The organism is Pantoea sp. YR525, assembly GCF_900116775.1.
GTDB classification, from domain to species: Bacteria; Pseudomonadota; Gammaproteobacteria; order Enterobacterales; family Enterobacteriaceae; genus Pantoea; species Pantoea symbiotica.
The window spans coordinates 248,233-268,828 of sequence record NZ_FPBU01000008.1 but is presented as its reverse complement, the minus strand read 5'-3'; the positions used below and the strand labels follow the sequence as shown (position 1 = coordinate 268,828).

The window sequence follows — 20,596 nt, the reverse complement described above, 5'->3', positions numbered from 1 at the left end:
CGCGCGAAGACCGCACGCTGGAACACAAAGTCACGGCTTTACAAGTTCCGCACTTTTTACCGGTCTGCTATTATTCGCATAACTGTGCAGTCAACTTACTTACTTTCACAATCAGGATTCAAGAGGTTACCTAACCCATGGCAATCGTAGGCATTTTCTTCGGCAGCGATACCGGCAACACTGAAAACATTGCAAAGATGATCCAGAAACAACTGGGTAAAGATGTCGCCGAAGTGCATGACATTGCTAAGAGCACCAAAGAAGATCTCGATGCATTCGACATCCTGCTGCTGGGCATTCCTACCTGGTATTACGGCGAAGCGCAGTGTGACTGGGATGATTTTTTCCCGACGCTGGAAGAGATTGATTTCAATGGCAAGCTGGTAGCGCTGTTTGGTTGTGGCGATCAGGAAGATTACGCCGAGTACTTCTGTGACGCGATGGGCACCATCCGTGACATCATCGAGCCAAACGGTGCGGTGATTGTTGGTCACTGGCCAACCGAAGGCTATCACTTCGAAGCCTCTAAAGGTCTGGCCGATGACAAAAACTTCCTGGGTCTGGCGATTGATGAAGATCGTCAACCAGAATTGACCAACGAACGTGTTGAGAAGTGGGTGAAGCAGATCTTCGATGAGCTGCAGCTGAAAGAGATTATTGAAGCTTAATTCCCTGCTCTGCCCGATGTGCGCGCTGCCTCACATCGGGCAACGGAATTTCCTATAAAAATAATAGCTACGGTTTTTTAACTTTTCCCCGCAAATCTGTAGAATACCCGCAATGGTCATCCGCTTATTCCTCTGGCAGTAGAATGAGGCTGAGTGAAATGGAATCCAAAACCCAAGCGTCCTGAAGACGTTAGTGACGTTATCCTTACAACCTTTGGTGATTAAGGACGTTGCCTTGGTTTTCATTTCACTGCTTGAGTTCTATAATGAGACGCAAATGAGAATGCGCGTTGACCTAAACATTCAAGGCCCCTGCGCCGCAAGTGACTAGCAAAGTAACAGGACAATATCCGCATGACTGACAACAACTCCGCATTGAAGAAGGCTGGCCTGAAAGTCACGCTACCCAGACTGAAAATTCTGGAAGTGCTTCAGGGACCCGGCCCCGAGTCCCATCACGTCAGTGCGGAAGATTTGTATAAGCGCCTGATCGATATGGGCGAAGAGATTGGTCTGGCAACGGTGTATCGCGTTCTTAACCAGTTTGACGACGCGGGCATCGTAACCCGTCATAACTTTGAAGGCGGCAAATCTGTCTTCGAATTGACTCAGCAACATCACCATGATCACTTGATCTGCCTGGATTGTGGCAAAGTTATCGAATTCAGCGATGAATCAATCGAAACGCGTCAGCGTGAAATTGCCACTCGCCACGGCATCAAGCTTAGCAACCACAGCCTGTACCTGTATGGTCACTGTGCTCTGGGAGACTGCCGCGAAGACGATACGCTCCACGATAAGTAATTGAGTGTGCTATGCAGTATAAAAAAACCGGCTTAAGCCGGTTTTTTTATATCTGAAATCAGGCAACGAGCGTTTCCTGCAAGTAGCGCCAGCGCGGAATGGCGGTGCTGCAATCCAGTACCGCCAGAGAAATGCGGGTCTGATTGGTGCCATTCATCATCTGCAATTCACGATACTGAATTGTGACTTCCTCACTTTGCTGCGAAATGATGGCGTGCTCACTGGTGGCAATTCGCATCCCTTCACGCTGCCCCTGCAACTGGCGAAACAGTGTTTCCATCTCATTAAGATCAAGCTGTTTACCCTGAGGCGTGACCATTTTGAAATCGGGATGAAAGTACGACAAGAACAGATCAATGCTGTCATCACTGCCTTCTGCCTGATTGAAAATACGTTCGATAAGCTGATGTAAAACCACCACGCTATGTTTGGCTTCCAGGGCGAGACTAGTCATTTTTTATCCTTTGATTACCCGCAGAGCAACGGCTGAGAGCGCATAGCCTACCTGAAAAAAAGTTTTTCACACTGGCAAATGGTTTAATTTTGCTAAAGTCAGAATAGTCGCAAATAAGGAATTAAAGGCTAATTGCAGTGAGCAGCATAAAAGGTCGTATCTGATTAAATCGAGACAATAAAAAAGGGCGATTACTCGCCCTTTCATGATCTTATCGTGCTAGCGACAAAATGTATTAATCGCCGATTTTTGCCCAGGTATCACGCAAACCAACGGTGCGGTTAAACACCAGTTTGGATGGCTGTGAATAGACGCTATCAGCACAGAAATAGCCTTCGCGTTCGAACTGGTACGGTGCCATTGGATCGGCTGCACGCAAACCTGGCTCAACGAAGCCCTGTTTGATTTCCAGCGAGTTCGAGTTGATGGTGGTGAGGAAATCCTCAGCCGCGCCCGGATTTGGCACACTGAACAGACGATCGTACAGGCGGAATTCCGCTGGCAGTGCGTGAATCGCAGAAACCCAATGGATAACGCCTTTCACTTTACGGCCATCGGCCGGATCTTTGCTCAGCGTATCAACATCGCAGGTACAATAGATGCAGGTGATATTGCCTTCATCATCCTTCGCCACTCGCTCGGCACGGATTACGTAAGCATTACGTAGACGCACTTCTTTACCCAGCACCAGACGTTTGTACTGCTTATTGGCTTCTTCACGGAAGTCCGCGCGATCGATCCACACTTCACGGCTGAATGGCACTTCACGCGTGCCCATCTCAGGTTTGTTCGGATGATTCGGCATGCTGATAATCTCTTCGTGACCTGCAGGCAGGTTCTCGATCACCACTTTCAGCGGATCCATTACGGCCATCGCACGCGGTGCGTTTTCATTGAGATCGTCACGAATGCACGATTCCAGTGAAGCCATCTCCACGATATTGTCCTGTTTGGTCACACCAATACGGCGGCAGAACTCACGGATGGAAGCGGCGCTGTAACCACGACGACGCAGACCAGACACGGTCAGCATACGTGGATCGTCCCAGCCCTCTACAACCTTCTCGCTCACCAGCTGAGTCAGTTTACGCTTCGACATCACCGCGTATTCAAGATTCAGGCGTGAGAACTCGTACTGACGCGGATGTACCGGAATGGTGATGTTATCCAGCACCCAATCGTACAGACGACGGTTATCCTGGAACTCCAGCGTACAGAGAGAGTGGGTAATGCCTTCAATCGCATCCGAAATGCAATGGGTGAAGTCGTACATCGGATAGATGCACCACTTGCTGCCAGTCTGATGGTGATCGGCAAACTTAATGCGATACAGCACTGGATCGCGCATCACGATGAAGCTGGAAGCCATGTCGATTTTGGCACGCAGACAGGCTTTGCCCTCTTCAAAACCGCCATCGCGCATCTTCTGGAACAGCGCTAAGTTCTCTTCCACGCTGCGATCGCGATACGGACTGTTTTTGCCCGGCGCCGTCAGGGAACCGCGATATTCACGGATCTCATCTGCTGACAGTTCATCAACATAGGCCAGGCCTTTGTTAATCAGCTCAACCGCATAGTTGAACAGTTGGTCGAAGTAATCTGAGGAGTAACGAATGTTGCCGCTCCACTCAAAGCCCAGCCATTGCACATCACGCTTAATGGATTCGACAAACTCCAGATCTTCTTTTACTGGGTTAGTGTCGTCGAAACGCAGATTGCACTGACCTTGGTAGTCTTGCGCGATACCAAAGTTCAGGCAGATAGATTTCGCATGGCCAATATGCAGATAACCATTGGGCTCAGGCGGGAAACGGGTATGCACACTGCTGTGCTTACCGCTCGCCAAATCTTCGTCGATGATCTGACGAATAAAGTTCGTTGGGCGGGCTTCAGCCTCACTCATCTCAAAATCCTCAAAAACTATAACGGGTGATTTGTACCACGAAGTAACGGAGTATGATCCACAAAGCGCAGGAGGGAAACAACCGTTTGTTGGTCGTTTTAAAACAAAAAAGGCAGGAATCGCTTCCTGCCTTCTGGCTCAATCACAAGGACTTAGCCTTTAACCTCGTACAGCGGGGTTTGGCCTGCAACCACTGAACCGGTTGCCAGTAAATTCAAACCAGCGAAATCATCGCTATTGCTGACCACAACCGGACTGATCATCGAGCGGGCGTTGGCATTGAGAAAGTCCAGATCCATTTCCAGGATTGGCTGGCCTGCAGTGACCGTTGCACCCTCTTCAACCAGACGCGTGAAGCCTTTACCTTCCAGTGCCACCGTATCCAGACCCATGTGCACGACGATCTCGACACCGTTTTCCGCTTCGAGGCAGAACGCATGGTTGGTATTGAAGATCTTCACCACGGTTCCGGCGGTTGGCGCAACCACGGTTTTACCGGTTGGTTTGATCGCCAGACCATCGCCGACTGCCTTGCTGGCGAACGCTTCGTCAGGCACATTTTCCAGCGCAACAATGTCACCGGTTACCGGCGCCAGCAGCGTAGCAATCACGGCTTTTTCACTGTTCAGCACGGCCTGAGGTTTTACTTCAGCAGCAGGCGCAGCCGTTGACGCGGCAGCGGATGCCGCAACCGGGCCTTTGCTCAGGACAGTTTTCATGGCCATCGCAATGCTTTCTGCCTGAGTACCGACGATGACCTGCACACTTTGTTTGTTCAGGCGGATCACACCTGAAGCACCAAGACGCTTAGCCACACCTTCATTAACCTGCGCAGAATCTTTAACGTTCAGACGCAGACGAGTGATACAGGCATCAATATGGGTCAGGTTTTCTGAGCCACCTACCGCCGCAATGTAACGACGTGCCAGAGATTCAGTTTGGCTTTCACCGTTGCCGCTGTTATCGACATTTACGTCATAACCATCGGTTTCATCGCCCGCAGAGAGTTCGCGGCCCGGTGTCATCAGGTTGAATTTCTGGATGGTGAAGCGGAACACCGCATAGTAGATAACGAAGAACACCAAACCTTGTGGGATCAGCATCCACCAGTGCACCGCCAGCGGGTTACGCGTTGACAGTACCATATCCACCAGACCCGCACTGAAGCCGAAACCGGCAATCCACTGCATGCTCGCGGCGATGAACACTGAAAGACCGGTCAGTGCCGCGTGAATCACATACAGCACCGGCGCCACGAACATGAAGGAGAATTCCAGCGGTTCGGTGATACCGGTAAAGAACGCTGCAAAGGCAGCTGCCAACATGATACCGCCGACTTTGGCGCGGTTTTCTGGGCGGGCGCAGTGGTAAATTGCCAACGCTGCACCTGGAAGACCGAACATCATGATTGGGAAGAAGCCCGCCTGATAACGACCAGTGATGCCTGGGATACCGGTACCTTCAGCGATAGACTGCGCGCCGCCGAGGAATTTAGGAATATCGTTAATGCCAGCAACGTCGAACCAGAATACCGAGTTCAGTGCGTGATGCAGACCAACAGGAATCAACAGACGGTTAAAGAAGGCGTAGACGCCCGCACCGATTGAACCCATTTTCTGGATATGTTCACCAAAACTCACCAGTCCACCGAAAATGATCGGCCAGATGTACATCAGCACGAAAGCGACGACAATCATCAGGAATGAGACAAGGATCGGCACCAGACGGCGGCCGCTGAAGAATGACAGCGCTTTTGGCAGCTCAACGTGGCTGAAGCGGTTATAAACCTCAGCAGAAAGAATCCCCACCAGGATACCCACAAACTGGTTATTGATTTTACCGAAAGCGGCAGGTACTTGCTCCACCGGTATTTTCTGAATCATCGCTACCGCAGCCGGTGAACAGAGTGTGGTCACCACCAGGAAGCCGACGAAACCGGTTAACGCTGCTGCACCGTCTTTATCTTTTGACATACCGTATGCCACACCAATGGCAAACAGCACGGACATGTTGTCGATGATCGCCGAACCGGATTTGATCAGCAGTGCCGCCAGCGCATTACCTGCGCCCCAGCTATCTGGATCGATCCAATATCCAACACCCATCAAGATTGCCGCTGCCGGCAGAGTCGCTACCGGCACCATAAGCGCGCGGCCGACCTTTTGCAGATATCCTAATACACTCACCTTATTCTCCCCCTATGAGACTGGCGTTTTGCCGTGGCGCAGGTTGATTTTATTATCCCGTCGCCCGGTACCTTGATGACACTTTTCACCACGAGGCGCAGTGTAAAGACAAATTAATTCGCCTCGCAAATTAAAACCACTACAACTGTGACTTTAATCACCAAAATGGTGGTTTGATAATGCGAAATGCTAGCCAGCACCACAAACTTATTTTATGATGAAAAATATCGAGTCGCACTTTTCCCGGATGGCTACGCTTAAACGCATTACGCTTAAAGGCAGAAAACTGTCAGAGAAACGGCAACTCCACATTTCCAATCTTAATTGAGGTGAAGACATGAGACTGATCCCTTTGGCCACACCGACCCAAGTGGGTAAATGGGCTGCACGCCACATTGTTAACCGCATTAATGCGTTTAAGCCTAGCGCAGAACGTCCTTTCGTGCTGGGCCTGCCAACCGGTGGAACACCGCTGGAAGCTTACAAGCACCTGATCGACATGCACAAAGCGGGCCAGGTTAGTTTCAAGCACGTTGTCACCTTCAACATGGATGAGTACGTTGGCCTGCCAAAAGAGCATCCGGAAAGCTATCACAGCTTTATGTATCGTAACTTTTTCGATCATGTTGATATTCAACCGAAAAATATCAATCTTCTGAATGGCAATGCCGAAGATATTGACGCAGAATGTCGCCAATACGAAGAGAAGATCCGCGCTTACGGCAAAATCAATCTGTTTATGGGTGGCGTAGGCAACGATGGTCACATCGCCTTTAACGAACCGGCTTCTTCACTCTCCTCACGTACCCGCATCAAAACCCTGACGCACGACACGCGCATCGCAAACTCACGTTTCTTTAACGGTGATGTGGATCAGGTGCCGAAATACGCCCTGACGGTCGGTGTCGGTACGCTGCTGGATGCCGAAGAAGTGATGATTCTGGTTACCGGCCATCTGAAAGCGCAAGCGCTGCAGGCGGCGGTTGAAGGTAACGTCAACCACATGTGGACCATCAGCTGCCTGCAGCTGCATGCCAAATCTGTCGTGGTCTGTGACGAGCCAGCCACCATGGAATTGAAAGTTAAAACCGTGAAATATTTCCGCGAAATGGAAGCGGAAAATATGAAAGGTGTGTGAGAACACGTTGTAACAAAACCTGCTGCGTTCAGGCAGCAGGCTTAGCCGGGAGAGAGAAACGATGTACGCATTAGTGAACGGCCGGATTTTTACCGGCCATGAAATTCTGGACAATCATGCGGTTGTGATTGCAGATGGCCTGATTGAGCGCGTGTGTCCGCGTGATGCCCTGGACGCGGCAATTGCACAGCAGGATGTGGCTGGTGCGTTTATCGCTCCTGGTTTTATTGATTTGCAACTCAACGGCTGCGGCGGCGTGCAGTTCAATGATGACATCAATGCACTGAGCGTTGAAACGCTGGAAATCATGCAGCGCGCCAACGAGAAGTCAGGCTGCACCAGCTATTTGCCGACGCTGATTACCAGCACCGATGCGCTGATGAAACGTGCCGTCGAAACCATGCGCGCCTATCTGGCGAAGCATCAGAATCAGGCGATTGGCCTGCATCTGGAAGGTCCGTGGCTGAATAAAGCCAAGAAAGGCACGCACAATCCTGAGCTGATTCGCCTGCCGGATGCCGAGCTGGTGGATTTCCTCTGCACCAATGCCGACGTCATCACTAAAGTCACGCTGGCACCTGAAAATGCAGGCAGCGAAGTGATTCGTAAGCTGCGCAATGCCGGCATCATCGTTTCAGCCGGTCACTCCAACGCAACCTATGAAGAAGCAAAAATCGGCTTCAGCGCGGGCGTCAGTTTTGCCACGCATCTTTATAATGCTATGCCAACCTTCGCCGGACGTGAGCCAGGTCTGATCGGTGCGCTGTTTGATTCGCCTGATGTATACTGCGGCATCATTGCAGATGGTTTACATGTCCATTACGCTAATGTGCGCAATGCAAAACGCATTAAAGGCGACAAACTGGTGTTAGTGACGGATGCCACAGCACCGGCGGGCGCGTCGATTGATCAATTCATTTTTGCAGGCAAAACAATATACTATCGCGATGGCCTGTGCGTGGACGAGAACGGTACGCTCAGCGGTTCTGCCTTGACCATGATTGAAGCGGTGCAGAACAGCGTTGAACATTGCGGTATCGCTCTTGATGAAGCGCTGCGTATGGCGACGCTCTATCCGGCGCAGGCGATGGGTGTGGAGAAGCAGTTAGGCACGGTCGAAGCAGGAAAAGTCGCCAACCTGACTGTCTTTACCCGCGATTATCAAATCACTAAGACGTTCGTCAACGGAGACAACGTCCTCAGCGAGTAAGCATTGAATGACCACTGGCGGCCAGTCTCAAATAGGAAATGTTGATCTTGTTAAACAACTCAATAGTGCTGCCGTCTATCGGCTAATCGATCAACAAGGGCCGATTTCGCGCATTCAGATTGCCGAACACAGCCAGCTTGCGCCCGCCAGTGTCACTAAAATTACCCGCCAGCTCATCGAGCGCGGCCTCATCAAAGAGGTGGAGCAACAAGCCTCCACCGGTGGGCGCCGCGCCATCTCCATCATCACTGAAACCCGTCATTTTCATACTATCGGCGTGCGCTTAGGACGTAATGACGCGACGTTGACGCTGTTTGATCTGAGTGGGAAATCGCTGGCGCAGGAAGATTATCCGCTGCCGGAGCGCACGCAGGAAACGCTGGAGAATGCGCTGTTCAATGCCATCAGCGCCTTTATGGCGGCGCATCAGCGGAAGATTCATGAGCTAATTGCCATCTCGGTGATTCTGCCTGGTTTGGTTGATCCCATTAACGGCATCATTCGCTATATGCCGCACATCGCGGTAAGTCACTGGCCGCTGGTTTCCAGCCTGAAAAAACGCTTTAACGTCACCAGCTTTGTGGGCCATGACATTCGCAGCCTGGCGCTGGCCGAGCACTACTTCGGTGCAAGTCGCGATTGCGCAGACTCCATTCTGGTGCGTCTACACCGCGGAACCGGTGCCGGAATCATCGCCAACGGCCATATTTTCCTCGGCAGTAACGGTAACGTCGGCGAGATTGGCCATATTCAGGTCGATCCGTTGGGTGAACGTTGCCACTGCGGCAACTTTGGCTGTCTGGAAACCATTGCAGCGAACGGTGCGATTGAAAACCGCGTGCGTCATCTGCTCAATCAAGGTTATCCCAGCACCTTAACCTTAAATGACTGCCTGATGCCGCAGATATGCCGCGCCGCTAACCACGGCGACGCGCTGGCGTGTGAAGTGATTGAGTATGTCGGCCGCTATTTAGGAAAGGCGATTGCTATCGCCATCAACTTGTTCAATCCACAAAAAGTGGTGTTGGCCGGTGAAATTACTGAAGCCGATAAAGTGCTGTTTCCTGCCATTGAAGGGTGCATTAACACGCAGACGCTTCCCGCTTTCCGTAAAAACTTGCCGGTGGTGCGTTCCGAGCTCGATCATCGCTCGGCGATTGGCGCCTTTGCGCTGGCAAAACGCGCTATGCTGAATGGCATTTTGCTGCAACATCTGCTGGAAGAGTAATCACCAGCCTGCTTATTTAGCAGGCCCGACCGGATGCAATCTATGACGATTAAAAGCGTAATCTGTGACATCGACGGCGTGTTGATGCACGACAATACCGCCGTTCCCGGCGCGAACGAATTTCTGCAGCGCATTCTGGCGAAGGATATGCCGTTGGTGGTGTTAACCAACTATCCTTCACAAACCGCGCTGGATCTGGCGAACCGTTTTGCCAACGCCGGCATTGACGTCCCCGATTCAGTGTTTTACACCTCAGCGATGGCTACCGCCGATTTCCTGCGCCGTCAGGAAGGGAAAAAAGCCTACGTGATTGGCGAAGGTGCGCTGATTCATGAGCTGTATAAAGCCGGCTTTACCATCACCGACGTCAATCCAGATTTCGTCATCGTTGGTGAAACGCGCTCCTTCAACTGGGAAATGATGCATAAAGCGGCTTTCTTCGTGGCCAATGGCGCACGTTTTATCGCTACCAATCCCGATACCCACGCGCGCGGCTTTGTTCCGGCATGCGGAGCGCTCTGCGCGGGCATCGAAACCATTTCCGGCCGTAAACCGTTTTATGTCGGCAAGCCGAGTCCGTACATCATGCGCGCGGCGTTAAACAAGATGCATGCGCATTCGGAAGAGACGGTCATTGTCGGCGATAACCTGCGCACAGACATTCTGGCCGGCTTCCAGGCGGGTCTGGAAACCATTCTGGTGCTGTCTGGCGTATCCACGCTGAGTGATATTGATGCGATGCCTTTCCGCCCGGACTGGATTTATCCTTCGGTTGCCGATATCGACCTGTTCTGATTCCAGCCATCACCTCTTCTTATAGCCCTGCTCATGCAGGGCTTTTGTTTTTTCTGGGGTTAAGCCTGACTTTGTTGCTCACGGCATGACCACAAAACGAACAAAAATGCCATTTCATTAGATACCATCTAAAATAACTGCGTATTAATTGAATAATATTCAATATTACTCGCTCATCAACATTCTTTTTATCAAAGAATCGCAATTTTGCTTGCGCTAACACCACCATTTAGCGCATTTTCTTATGCATCACGCAGTCAAGGCTGCCGGACAAACGTAGAAATAACTTCGCCACAAGGTGAGATCAGGAGTCAGTTATGTGTTCAATTTTTGGTGTGCTGGATCTGAAAAGCGATCCTATTGAGCTGCGCAAGAAAGCGCTGGAATCTTCTCGTCTGATGCGTCATCGCGGCCCGGATTGGTCAGGTGTTTATGCAGATGATAAAGCCATTCTGGTGCATGAGCGTTTGTCGATTGTTGACGTTAACAACGGCGCACAGCCGCTGTATAACGCTGACCACACCCACGTACTGGCTGTTAACGGCGAAATTTACAACCATCAGGCGCTGCGTGCTGAATTAAGCGATCGTTACGCTTTCCAGACCGGTTCTGACTGTGAAGTTATTCTCGCGCTGTATCAGGAAAAAGGCGTCGATTTCCTCGACGAACTGCAAGGCATGTTCGCCTTCATCCTGTGGGACAGCGTGAAGCAACAATATCTGATTGGCCGCGATCACATCGGCATTATCCCGCTGTATATGGGCAACGACGAGCACGGCAACCTGTATGTCGCTTCCGAGATGAAAGCGCTGGTGCCGGTGTGCCGCAGCATCAAAGAGTTCCCGCCGGGAAGCTACATGTCGAGCGCCGATGGTGAAATCCGTCGTTACTGGCAGCGCGACTGGATGGAATATTCCGCCGTTGAGCACAACACCACGGATGCCGCCGAGCTGAAGCATGCGCTGGAAGAGTCTGTAAAAAGCCACCTGATGTCTGACGTGCCTTACGGCGTGCTGCTGTCTGGTGGACTGGATTCATCCATCATCTCTGCCGTGACCAAACGCTTTGCTGCAAAACGCGTAGAAGATGCGGATAAGAGCGATGCATGGTGGCCGCAGCTGCACTCCTTCGCGGTTGGCCTGGAAGGTTCACCCGATCTGAAAGCCGCGAAATCGGTCGCTGAACATCTCGGCACCGTGCACCACGAAATCCATTTCACCGTGCAGGAAGGTCTGGATGCGATTCGTGACGTGATTTACCACATCGAAACCTATGATGTGACCACCATTCGCGCCTCTACGCCGATGTATTTAATGTCGCGTAAGATCAAAGCGATGGGCATCAAAATGGTGTTGTCCGGTGAAGGTGCAGATGAAGTCTTTGGCGGCTACCTCTATTTCCATAAGGCGCCAAACGCCAAAGAATTCCACGAAGAGAACGTGCGTAAACTGCTGGCTCTGCACATGTTTGACTGTGCTCGCGCCAACAAAGCGATGTCCGCATGGGGCGTGGAAGCCCGTGTACCCTTCCTCGACAAGAAATTCCTCGACGTGGCGATGCGCATCAACCCGGCAGACAAACTGTGCGGCAGCAACGGCAAGATGGAAAAACACATCCTGCGCGAATGCTTCTCTTCTTATCTGCCCGAGAGCGTAGCGTGGCGTCAGAAAGAGCAGTTCTCTGACGGTGTTGGCTACAGCTGGATCGATACGTTGAAAGAAGTGGCGGCGAAGCAAATTACCGACCAACAGTTGTCGACTGCCCACTTCCGCTTCCCTTACAACACGCCGAACTCGAAAGAAGCGTATCTGTATCGCGAGATCTTTGAAGAGTTGTTCCCGATTGCCAGCGCCGCAGAGTGCGTGCCGGGCGGTCCATCAGTGGCCTGTTCTTCTGCTAAAGCGATTGAGTGGGATGAAGCCTTCAAATCAATGGATGACCCATCAGGTCGTGCCGTTGGCGTGCATCAGTCCGCGTATAAATAAGGTTTTTACTCAACAAGATAAGGGGCTCAATCGAGCCCCTTTTTTATGCAATCTGTCGTGCAACCTTTGAAATTTGCCGAATAAATCACCAGCCTGGTTACAAGCCAGACAAACAGGCGTTTTAAGGCGAAAAACGGCAAAAAAATTGTTGACGCTACAAGACTCAATACGCATAATGCGCCCCGCAACGCCGATGAAGGTTACGCGAAAAAGATGGCTACGTAGCTCAGCTGGTTAGAGCACATCACTCATAATGATGGGGTCACAGGTTCAAATCCCGTCGTAGCCACCATCTTTTTGCGGGAGTGGCGAAATTGGTAGACGCACTAGATTTAGGTTCTAGCGCCGCAAGGTGTGCGAGTTCAAGTCTCGCCTCCCGCACCATTTCAGTCTTCGGCAGCCGGATGGGGTATCGCCAAGCGGTAAGGCACTGGTTTTTGATACCAGCATTCCCAGGTTCGAATCCTGGTACCCCAGCCAATCCGGATTATGTTGTGGATACAAAGTCGACGAATGGGATATCGCCAAGCGGTAAGGCACCGGTTTTTGATACCGGCATTCCCTGGTTCGAATCCAGGTATCCCAGCCATCGTCGGACGCAGTAAGCAGTACAAAGGCTACGTAGCTCAGCTGGTTAGAGCACATCACTCATAATGATGGGGTCACAGGTTCAAATCCCGTCGTAGCCACCAAATTATTGGGGTGTCGCCAAGCGGTAAGGCTCTGGTTTCTGATACCAGCATTCCGGGGTTCGAATCCCTGCACCCCAGCCAAAAAAAGACAATTTGATAAAACACCTATTGGGGTGTCGCCAAGCGGTAAGGCACTGGTTTCTGATACCAGCATTCCGGGGTTCGAATCCCTGCACCCCAGCCAAATTGCACAATAAAGCCCGCTTATGCGGGCTTTATTGTTTTCTGCGTTCGGAAATTAATCAGGAGCGCATAAAGCGCTCCCTACGATCATAAACCTAATGCGTAACGCAGCACCTTGCGTTTCAACGCTCCAGCATTCTCGGCCGCAATCAGCGCCAGATTTCGCGCAAAGCGCAGCGGCGGCAGCTTATTGCTAAACGCGAAGTAGAACAGATCCATCCCACCTTGCATCAGCAAGTTGTCCTTATAACGCTGGCGATGATAGCGCTGCAGCACAGCGTCCGATGACCAGAGTTCAGCCTGGTTGCGCGCCTCGACCAGCGTCGTGATCAACGCATCCACATCCCGATAACCCAGATTAACGCCCTGCCCGGCCAGCGGATTGATGGTATGCGCCGCATCACCCACCAGCGCCAATCCCGGCATCACATACCGTGTGGCATGACGCCGCACCAACGGGAAAGAGGCAGCAGTTTTCACCCGAACACGCCCAACGCGTGCTGGGAAGTGAGCATAAATCTCTTTCTCCAGCTGCTGGAGCGGCAAACTTTGCAGCTGGCGGATGCGCGCGGGCGCGTCGTACCACACCAGCGAAGCGCGACGATCAAACAGCGGCAGGAAAGCGCGCGGCCCTTGTGGCGTAAACTGCTGCCAGGTGGAATCGCCAGCATCCTGCTCGCACTCCACGCTAATCAGCATGCAGGATTGCGCATAGTGCCAGCCACGCACGCCAATGCCCGCTAACTGCCGCACACGCGAGTTGGCGCCATCTGCGCCGACCACTAAATGCGCATCCAGCGTTTGGCCGTTATCGAGTTGCACATGCCACCCGGCGCGATGCGATTGCAAACCCTGTAAGCTCGCCGGGCAAATCAGCGTGATGCCCTCTTCCTGCATTTTTTCCCACAGCGCACGTTGCAGCACGTTGTTTTCCACCATAAAGCCCAGCTCAGGCAGCCCAAGCGACGCCGCATCAAACTTCACATGCGCGTTTTGCCACTCCCAGGTTTCCAGCTGGCGATAAGGTGCACAGCGCATCGCCTGCACGCGCGGCCAGACATCCAGTTGCTGTAACAACGCCACCGAAGAGGCACCAATGGCGGAGATACGCACATCCGGCTCGCTGCTGGCATCAAAGATTGCGGGTTCCGCACGTTCAATCACCGCCACGCGGAACTGCTGCTGCGCCAGACCACATGCCAGCGCCGCACCGACCATGCCACCACCCACGATCACCACATCAAAATGTGAATCCTGCATCGACTCTAATCCTTCTTTTTGCCGTGAGGCCTTCCAGCATCACGTTGATAGCTAAAGTGTACCGGAAATTAGCCGCGCGATGCGATGCAGATACGTGAAGCCTGGTAACAACAGCGTCGAAGCATTACAATACGCGCCCTGCACTTCGCTTGAATCAATGGCTAGTTCGATGACCAAAAAACTGCACATAAAAACCTGGGGCTGTCAGATGAATGAATACGATTCATCAAAGATGGCCGATCTGCTGAACAGCACGCACGGCTACACCCTTACCGAGGAAGCTGAAGAGGCGGACGTTCTGCTGCTCAACACCTGCTCTATCCGTGAAAAGGCGCAGGAGAAGGTTTTTGCTCTGTTAGGTCGTTGGAAAAAGCTGAAAGCAACCAATCCCGATCTGATCATCGGCGTGGGTGGCTGTGTCGCCTCGCAGGAAGGCGAACGCCTGCGTCAGCGCGCCAGTTACGTCGATATCGTCTTTGGCCCGCAAACGTTGCATCGCCTGCCGGAGATGATCAACACCGTGCGCGGCAGCAAAAGCCCGGTTGTTGACATCAGCTTCCCGGAAATTGAGAAGTTTGACCGCCTGCCAGAACCGCGCGCCGATGGCCCAACCGCCTTTGTGTCGATCATGGAAGGCTGCAACAAATATTGTACTTTCTGCGTGGTGCCTTATACCCGCGGCGAGGAAGTCAGCCGTCCGAGCGACGATATTCTGCTGGAAATCGCCCAGCTTGCCGCTCAGGGCGTACGTGAAGTTAACCTGCTGGGCCAGAACGTCAACGCCTATCGCGGTGCCACTTTTGATGGCGACATCTGCACCTTTGCTGAATTGCTGCGCTTAGTGGCGGCGATCGATGGCATTGACCGAATTCGCTTCACCACCAGCCATCCGATTGAATTCACCGATGACATCATCGAGGTTTACCGCGATACGCCAGAGCTGGCGAGTTTCCTGCACCTGCCGGTACAGAGCGGTTCGGACCGCATCCTGACGCTGATGAAGCGCGCACACACCGCACTCGAGTACAAAGCGATCATCCGCAAGCTGAAAGCCGCGCGTCCGGATATCCAGCTGAGCTCGGATTTCATCATTGGATTCCCTGGCGAAACGCAGCAGGATTTTGAGCAGACCATGAAGCTGGTTGGCGAAGTGAATTTCGATGTTAGCTTCAGCTTTATCTACTCCATGCGCCCGGGCACGCCGGCCGCCGATCTGCCCGACGATGTGACAGAAGAGGAAAAAAAGCAGCGTCTATTCATCTTGCAGGACCGCATCAATCAGCAGGTGATGGCGTGGAGCCGACGCATGTTGGGCACCACACAGCGCGTGCTGGTGGAAGGCATTTCACGTAAGAATGTGATGGAACTGACCGGCCGCACGGATAATAACCGCGTGGTGAACTTTGAAGCGCCGGTAGAAATGATCGGTAAGTTTGTTGATGTCGAAATTGTTGATGTCTATGCCAGCTCCCTGCGCGGCGTGCTGGTGCGCACCGAAGATCAAATGGCGCTACGTGTGGCCGAAAGCCCCGCTTCGGTGATTGCTCGTACCCGCAAAGAGAACGACATCGGCGTCGGCATGTTCCAGCCTTGAAACCTCGAACGTTGAGCGACAGCGCACAAAGCGCTGTCGCCTGTTTCATCCCAAAGCCCTTGCTTTCCACAAGTGCTGCCCAAATATCGTTTCTGAAGCTTGCGCCTCGGCGTAGCGCCATAAATAATTCCATAAAGATGTTGAGAGATTGCTCTTCAGCATCCGGCACACTTTTTCAACTGGCCCTGAGTGACCTTAAGGATTCATTTGAATATCGAAACGCGTGAAATCGCCCTTGAACCGGCAGATAACCAACGACTGATGAGCTTGTGCGGTCCGATGGATGACAATGTGAAACAGCTGGAGCGCCGTTTGGGCCTTGAAATCAAACGCCGCGATAACCAGTTCACGCTCACTGGCCGCTCGCTGTGTGTGGACGCCGCCGTGAATATTCTGCGCACGCTGTACGTTGATACCGCCCCGATGCGCGGACAGATAAAAGATATCGAACCGGACCAGATTCACCTGGCGATCAAAGAGAGCCGCGTGCTGGAACAGAGCGCTGAGAGCGTGCCGGAGTTCGGCAAAGCGGTGAACATCAAGACCAAACGTGGCGTGATCAAACCACGTACGCCTAATCAGGCGCAGTACATCGCCAATATCTTCGCACACGACATCACTTTTGGTATTGGCCCGGCCGGTACCGGTAAAACCTATCTGGCGGTCGCTGCGGCAGTGGATGCGCTGGAGCGTCAGGAGATTCGCCGTATTCTGCTGACGCGTCCGGCGGTTGAAGCCGGGGAAAAACTCGGCTTCCTGCCCGGCGATCTCAGCCAGAAGGTCGATCCCTATCTGCGCCCGCTATACGACGCGTTGTTCGAAATGCTCGGCTTTGAGCGTGTAGAGAAGCTGATTGAGCGCAACGTGATTGAAGTGGCTCCGCTGGCCTATATGCGCGGACGTACGCTCAACGACGCCTTTGTGATTCTCGATGAGAGCCAGAACACCACCATCGAACAGATGAAGATGTTCCTGACGCGTATCGGCTTCAATTCCAAAGCGGTCATAACCGGCGACATCACGCAGATTGACTTGCCGCGCAGCACCAAATCCGGCCTGCGCCACGCCATTGAAGTGCTGGCAGAAGTCGATGAAATTAGCTTTAACTTTTTCCACAGCGAGGACGTGGTCCGTCATCCGGTTGTCGCACGCATCGTGAATGCTTATGAAGCCTGGGAAACCGCCGACCAGAAACGCCGTGATCAACAGGCAGAAGAGCGCAAACGCGAAGCTATCGCAGCGCAGCTTGCCAGCCAAACCAGCCCGCAGGAGCGTTCATGAGCGCGGTGATTCTTGATTTACAACTGGCCTGCGCCGATGAAAACCATCTGCCGGCAGAGAGTGATTTTCAACGCTGGTTGGAAGCGGCGGTAACGCCGTTTCAACCAGAAAGCGAAGTCACGATTCGTCTGGTGGATGAAGCTGAGAGTAATGAGCTTAATCTGACTTATCGCGGCAAAGATAAGCCGACCAACGTACTGTCATTCCCGTTTGAAGCACCGCCGGGTATTGAACTGCCGTTGCTCGGCGATTTGATTATTTGCCGTCAGGTTGTCGAGCAAGAGGCTGCTGAACAAGGCAAAACCGTCGAAGCTCACTGGGCGCATATGGTGGTGCACGGTACGCTGCATCTGCTGGGTTACGACCATATCGAAGATGAAGAAGCCGAAGAGATGGAGGCGCTGGAGACCGAGATAATGCTTGCTCTTGGTTATCCTGATCCGTACATTTCGGAGAAAGAAGACGCCTGAGCCGCTGGTTCAGGTTATTGCGCTGCTGGCGCGGATGCCGGCAGCCCCAATCCCTCATTAGAGAGAACTAAATAAAAACGCCATGAGCGACGACCATTCTCAAAACAGCGACGCACCCAGTAGTAAAAAGGGATTTTTCTCCCTGCTAATCAACCAACTGTTTCACGGTGAACCTAAAAACCGTGATGAACTGCTGGGGTTAATCCGCGATTCTGAGCAAAAAGAGCTGATTGATCAGGACACCCGCGACATGCTCGAAGGGGTGCTGGATATTGCCGAACAGCGCGTGCGCGACATCATGATCCCACGCTCGCAAATGATCACCCTGAAACGCAATCAAACTCTGGAAGAGTGCCTTGCGGTGATTATTGAATCTGCGCACTCACGCTTCCCGGTGATCAGCGAAGACAAAGATCACGTTGAAGGCATTTTGATGGCCAAAGACCTGCTGCCGTTTATGGCAAGCGCGTCTGAGCCGTTCAGCATCGAAAAAGTGCTGCGCACCGCTGTAGTGGTACCTGAAAGCAAGCGCGTCGATCGCATGCTGAAGGAGTTCCGCTCGCAGCGTTATCACATGGCGATTGTCATTGATGAGTTTGGTGGCGTCTCGGGTCTGGTGACCATTGAAGATATTCTTGAGCTGATTGTCGGCGAAATTGAAGATGAGTATGACGATGAAGAAGATCGTGATATCCGCCAGCTCAATCGTTACACCTATACCATGCGCGCCTTAACGCAAATTGAAGATTTTAATGAGGTCTTTGGCACCGATTTCAGCGATGACGAAGTCGATACCATTGGCGGATTGGTCATGCAGGGATTCGGCCACCTTCCCGCTCGCGGCGAAAGTATTGTCATTGATGGCTATCAGTTCAAAGTCGCCATGGCTGACAGCCGCCGTATCATCCAGGTGCATGTAAAAATTCCGGAAGACTCACCACAACCGCAACTGGAAGACGAATAATTTTATGGCTTTAGCCTCTCTTTACTCGCAGCAGCGGGTTCGCCTGCTGCTGGCGTTAATTACGGGTGCCATTGGCACCCTTTCCTTTTCCCCCTACGATTTCTGGCCCGCAGCGTTAATTTCGCTGTTTGGTCTGCAACTGTTGCTGCTGGAACGCCGCACTGCGCAGGCAGCAGCGATCGGCTTTGTTTGGGGCTTTGGACTGTTTGGCAGCGGCATCAACTGGGTTTACGTCAGCATCGCCACCTTTGGCGGCATGCCCGGCCCGGTGAACATCTTCCTGGTGATTCTGCTGGCGGCCTATCTGTCGCTTTATCCAATGCTGTTTGCCATCGTGCTCAACCGTTTCTGGCCGCGCGCCACAATCTGGCGTTTGGCTTTAGCGGCACCGGCACTGTGGCAAATTAGCGAGTTCCTGCGCGGTTGGGTGCTCACCGGTTTTCCGTGGCTGCAGTTTGGCTACAGCCAGATCGATGGTCCGCTAAAAGGCCTCGCGCCGCTGGCCGGTGTGGAAACCATTACTTTCCTGTTGATGGTGATCGCGGGCCTGCTGGTGCACGCGCTGCATCATCGTACGGTGAAAAGTTTGATTGCCGCCGCGCTACTGCTGTTATTGCCGTGGCCGCTGCGCATGTTGCAGTGGTATCAACCGCTACCGGAACGCAGCGTTGATGTTGCGATGGTGCAAGGCAATATTCCGCAGTCGATGAAGTGGGATCCGCAGCAGCTGCTGAACACGTTGCGCGTTTACACCTCATACAGCCAGCCGTTTATCGGCAAAGCGCCGATCATTATCTGGCCCGAATCAGCAATTACCGATCTGGAAAGCAACCAGCAACCGTTCCTGCGGGCGCTGGATGCAGACCTGCGTGCACGCGGCAGCTCACTGATTACCGGTATCGTGGATTCACGCGTAGAAGGCGATAATCGTTATCACGATTACAACTCTGTGATTGTGCTGGGTGGCCAGCAGCCTTACAGCTATCAGAGCCAGAACCGCTATCAGAAGAATCATCTGGTGCCATTTGGTGAGTTTGTGCCGCTGGAAGCATTGCTGCGTCCGCTGGCGCCGTTTTTCGATTTGCCGATGTCCTCTTTCAGCCGTGGCGCCTATGTCCAGCCGCAGCTCAAAGTGTCGGGTTATAACCTGACCAGCGCTATCTGCTATGAGATCGTGCTGGGTGAGCAAGTGCGCGCCAACTTTCGCCCTGATACTAACTTCCTGTTGACGATCTCCAACGATGCCTGGTTCGGTCACTCCATCGGGCCGTGGCAGCATTTCCAGATGGCGCGCATGCGTGCACTGGAGCTGGGACGTCCGTTGCTGCGTTCTACCAATAACGGTGTCACCGCGGTAGTAAATGCCAACGGTGAGGTGCAGAAAGAGTTGCCGCAGTTCACGCGTGATGTGCTGGAAGCCAAAGTGACGCCAACAACCGGCGAAACACCGTATGCCAAAGCAGGCATCTGGCCGGTGTGGATGCTGACGCTGATTGGCATTGTGGTGGCCATTCTGCGCCGTCGCCACTAGTTGAGGCTGCTATGCAAACAGGCGAAGTGAATACTTCGCCTTTTTTATGCGCTGTTTTCTCTTCCTTCCGTTGTGCTTTCCCCGATTCTCTGCTGGCTTTTTACACTTATTCATCGTGCTGGCACGATCATTGCTATTTATTTCAGTGATTTTCGCAAACATCGGCTTTTGTCAGCGTAATGCAACCTTTACGCACTAATTTATGGCAATGATGCGCACTCTATTAGCGCATTGGTGGATTTTTGCCTTT

At 52.6% G+C, this 20,596-nt stretch carries 16 protein-coding genes and 7 tRNA genes; 19 read left to right on the top strand and 4 right to left on the bottom strand.

The features are described from left to right. Positions 1 to 137 precede the first annotated feature (137 nt). Both fldA and fur read left to right on the top strand, forming a co-directional pair. On the top strand, positions 138 to 668 hold the full coding sequence (gene fldA, locus BM323_RS17860; RefSeq protein ID WP_008107028.1) for a flavodoxin FldA: 531 nt from the start codon (positions 138 to 140) through the stop codon (positions 666 to 668). A 354-nt stretch (positions 669 to 1,022) separates the two neighbouring features. After that, a complete protein-coding gene (gene fur, locus BM323_RS17855) occupies positions 1,023 to 1,472 on the top strand; it encodes a ferric iron uptake transcriptional regulator (protein WP_007890672.1) in 450 nt (149 codons plus the stop codon). A gap of 58 nt (positions 1,473 to 1,530) precedes the next feature. Here the strand turns inward: fur and BM323_RS17850 are convergent, their stop codons facing one another. The 3 genes from BM323_RS17850 to nagE form a co-directional block, all read right to left on the bottom strand. Next, complete coding sequence (locus tag BM323_RS17850) at positions 1,531 to 1,926, bottom strand: hypothetical protein (RefSeq protein WP_008107033.1); 396 nt, start codon at positions 1,924 to 1,926, stop codon at positions 1,531 to 1,533. A gap of 235 nt (positions 1,927 to 2,161) precedes the next feature. Beyond that, the gene (gene glnS, locus BM323_RS17845) at positions 2,162 to 3,829 is read right to left on the bottom strand and encodes a glutamine--tRNA ligase (protein WP_008107035.1); all 1,668 of its coding nucleotides are present in this window, start codon (positions 3,827 to 3,829) and stop codon (positions 2,162 to 2,164) included. 152 nt (positions 3,830 to 3,981) lie between these two features. Then, positions 3,982 to 6,015, bottom strand: coding sequence for an N-acetylglucosamine-specific PTS transporter subunit IIBC (nagE, locus tag BM323_RS17840; RefSeq protein WP_091004153.1), 2,034 nt, complete (start codon positions 6,013 to 6,015; stop codon positions 3,982 to 3,984). A 337-nt stretch (positions 6,016 to 6,352) separates the two neighbouring features. Here nagE and nagB point away from each other — a divergent pair, with 337 nt between their 5' ends. The 12 genes from nagB (at position 6,353) to BM323_RS17780 (ending at position 13,247) form a co-directional block, all read left to right on the top strand. After that, on the top strand, positions 6,353 to 7,153 hold the full coding sequence (gene nagB, locus BM323_RS17835; RefSeq protein ID WP_008107039.1) for a glucosamine-6-phosphate deaminase: 801 nt from the start codon (positions 6,353 to 6,355) through the stop codon (positions 7,151 to 7,153). A gap of 61 nt (positions 7,154 to 7,214) precedes the next feature. Continuing rightward, positions 7,215 to 8,363 carry an N-acetylglucosamine-6-phosphate deacetylase gene (gene nagA, locus BM323_RS17830; protein WP_008107041.1) on the top strand — a complete coding sequence of 383 codons (1,149 nt, stop codon included), beginning with the start codon at positions 7,215 to 7,217 and terminating at the stop codon, positions 8,361 to 8,363. Positions 8,364 to 8,370: 7 nt separating this feature from the next. Continuing rightward, positions 8,371 to 9,591, top strand: coding sequence for a DNA-binding transcriptional regulator NagC (locus BM323_RS17825; protein WP_008107043.1), 1,221 nt, complete (start codon positions 8,371 to 8,373; stop codon positions 9,589 to 9,591). A gap of 42 nt (positions 9,592 to 9,633) precedes the next feature. Next, the gene (locus tag BM323_RS17820; RefSeq protein ID WP_036649098.1) at positions 9,634 to 10,386 is read left to right on the top strand and encodes an HAD-IIA family hydrolase; all 753 of its coding nucleotides are present in this window, start codon (positions 9,634 to 9,636) and stop codon (positions 10,384 to 10,386) included. A 317-nt stretch (positions 10,387 to 10,703) separates the two neighbouring features. After that, positions 10,704 to 12,371, top strand: a complete 1,668-nt coding sequence (asnB, locus tag BM323_RS17815; protein WP_008107047.1) for an asparagine synthase B — start codon at positions 10,704 to 10,706, stop codon at positions 12,369 to 12,371. A 215-nt stretch (positions 12,372 to 12,586) separates the two neighbouring features. Beyond that, a tRNA-Met gene (locus BM323_RS17810) sits at positions 12,587 to 12,663 on the top strand. A 7-nt stretch (positions 12,664 to 12,670) separates the two neighbouring features. After that, positions 12,671 to 12,755, top strand: a tRNA-Leu gene (locus BM323_RS17805). A gap of 21 nt (positions 12,756 to 12,776) precedes the next feature. After that, positions 12,777 to 12,851, top strand: a tRNA-Gln gene (locus tag BM323_RS17800). Between the two features lie 34 nt (positions 12,852 to 12,885). Then, positions 12,886 to 12,960, top strand: a tRNA-Gln gene (locus BM323_RS17795). Positions 12,961 to 12,986: 26 nt separating this feature from the next. Then, a tRNA-Met gene (locus BM323_RS17790) sits at positions 12,987 to 13,063 on the top strand. A gap of 6 nt (positions 13,064 to 13,069) precedes the next feature. Then, positions 13,070 to 13,144, top strand: a tRNA-Gln gene (locus BM323_RS17785). A 28-nt stretch (positions 13,145 to 13,172) separates the two neighbouring features. Next, positions 13,173 to 13,247 (top strand) — tRNA-Gln (locus BM323_RS17780). An 86-nt stretch (positions 13,248 to 13,333) separates the two neighbouring features. Here BM323_RS17780 and ubiF read toward each other — a convergent pair. After that, complete coding sequence (gene ubiF / locus BM323_RS17775; RefSeq protein WP_008103646.1) at positions 13,334 to 14,506, bottom strand: 3-demethoxyubiquinol 3-hydroxylase; 1,173 nt, start codon at positions 14,504 to 14,506, stop codon at positions 13,334 to 13,336. A 169-nt stretch (positions 14,507 to 14,675) separates the two neighbouring features. Between ubiF and miaB the strand changes: the two genes are divergently transcribed. The 5 genes from miaB (at position 14,676) to lnt (ending at position 20,346) form a co-directional block, all read left to right on the top strand. Then, positions 14,676 to 16,100: a tRNA (N6-isopentenyl adenosine(37)-C2)-methylthiotransferase MiaB gene (miaB, locus tag BM323_RS17770; RefSeq protein ID WP_008103648.1), complete on the top strand. Its 1,425-nt coding sequence runs from the start codon at positions 14,676 to 14,678 to the stop codon at positions 16,098 to 16,100. Positions 16,101 to 16,307: 207 nt separating this feature from the next. Further along, a complete protein-coding gene (locus BM323_RS17765) occupies positions 16,308 to 17,381 on the top strand; it encodes a PhoH family protein (protein WP_008103649.1) in 1,074 nt (357 codons plus the stop codon). Continuing rightward, on the top strand, positions 17,378 to 17,851 hold the full coding sequence (gene ybeY, locus BM323_RS17760) for an rRNA maturation RNase YbeY (RefSeq protein ID WP_008103651.1): 474 nt from the start codon (positions 17,378 to 17,380) through the stop codon (positions 17,849 to 17,851). Before BM323_RS17765 ends, ybeY begins: the two co-directional genes overlap by 4 nt. 82 nt (positions 17,852 to 17,933) lie before the next feature. Continuing rightward, a complete protein-coding gene (corC, locus tag BM323_RS17755) occupies positions 17,934 to 18,815 on the top strand; it encodes a CNNM family magnesium/cobalt transport protein CorC (protein WP_008103653.1) in 882 nt (293 codons plus the stop codon). Between the two features lie 4 nt (positions 18,816 to 18,819). Then, complete coding sequence (lnt, locus tag BM323_RS17750; RefSeq protein ID WP_008103655.1) at positions 18,820 to 20,346, top strand: apolipoprotein N-acyltransferase; 1,527 nt, start codon at positions 18,820 to 18,822, stop codon at positions 20,344 to 20,346. Positions 20,347 to 20,596: the final 250 nt, after the last annotated feature.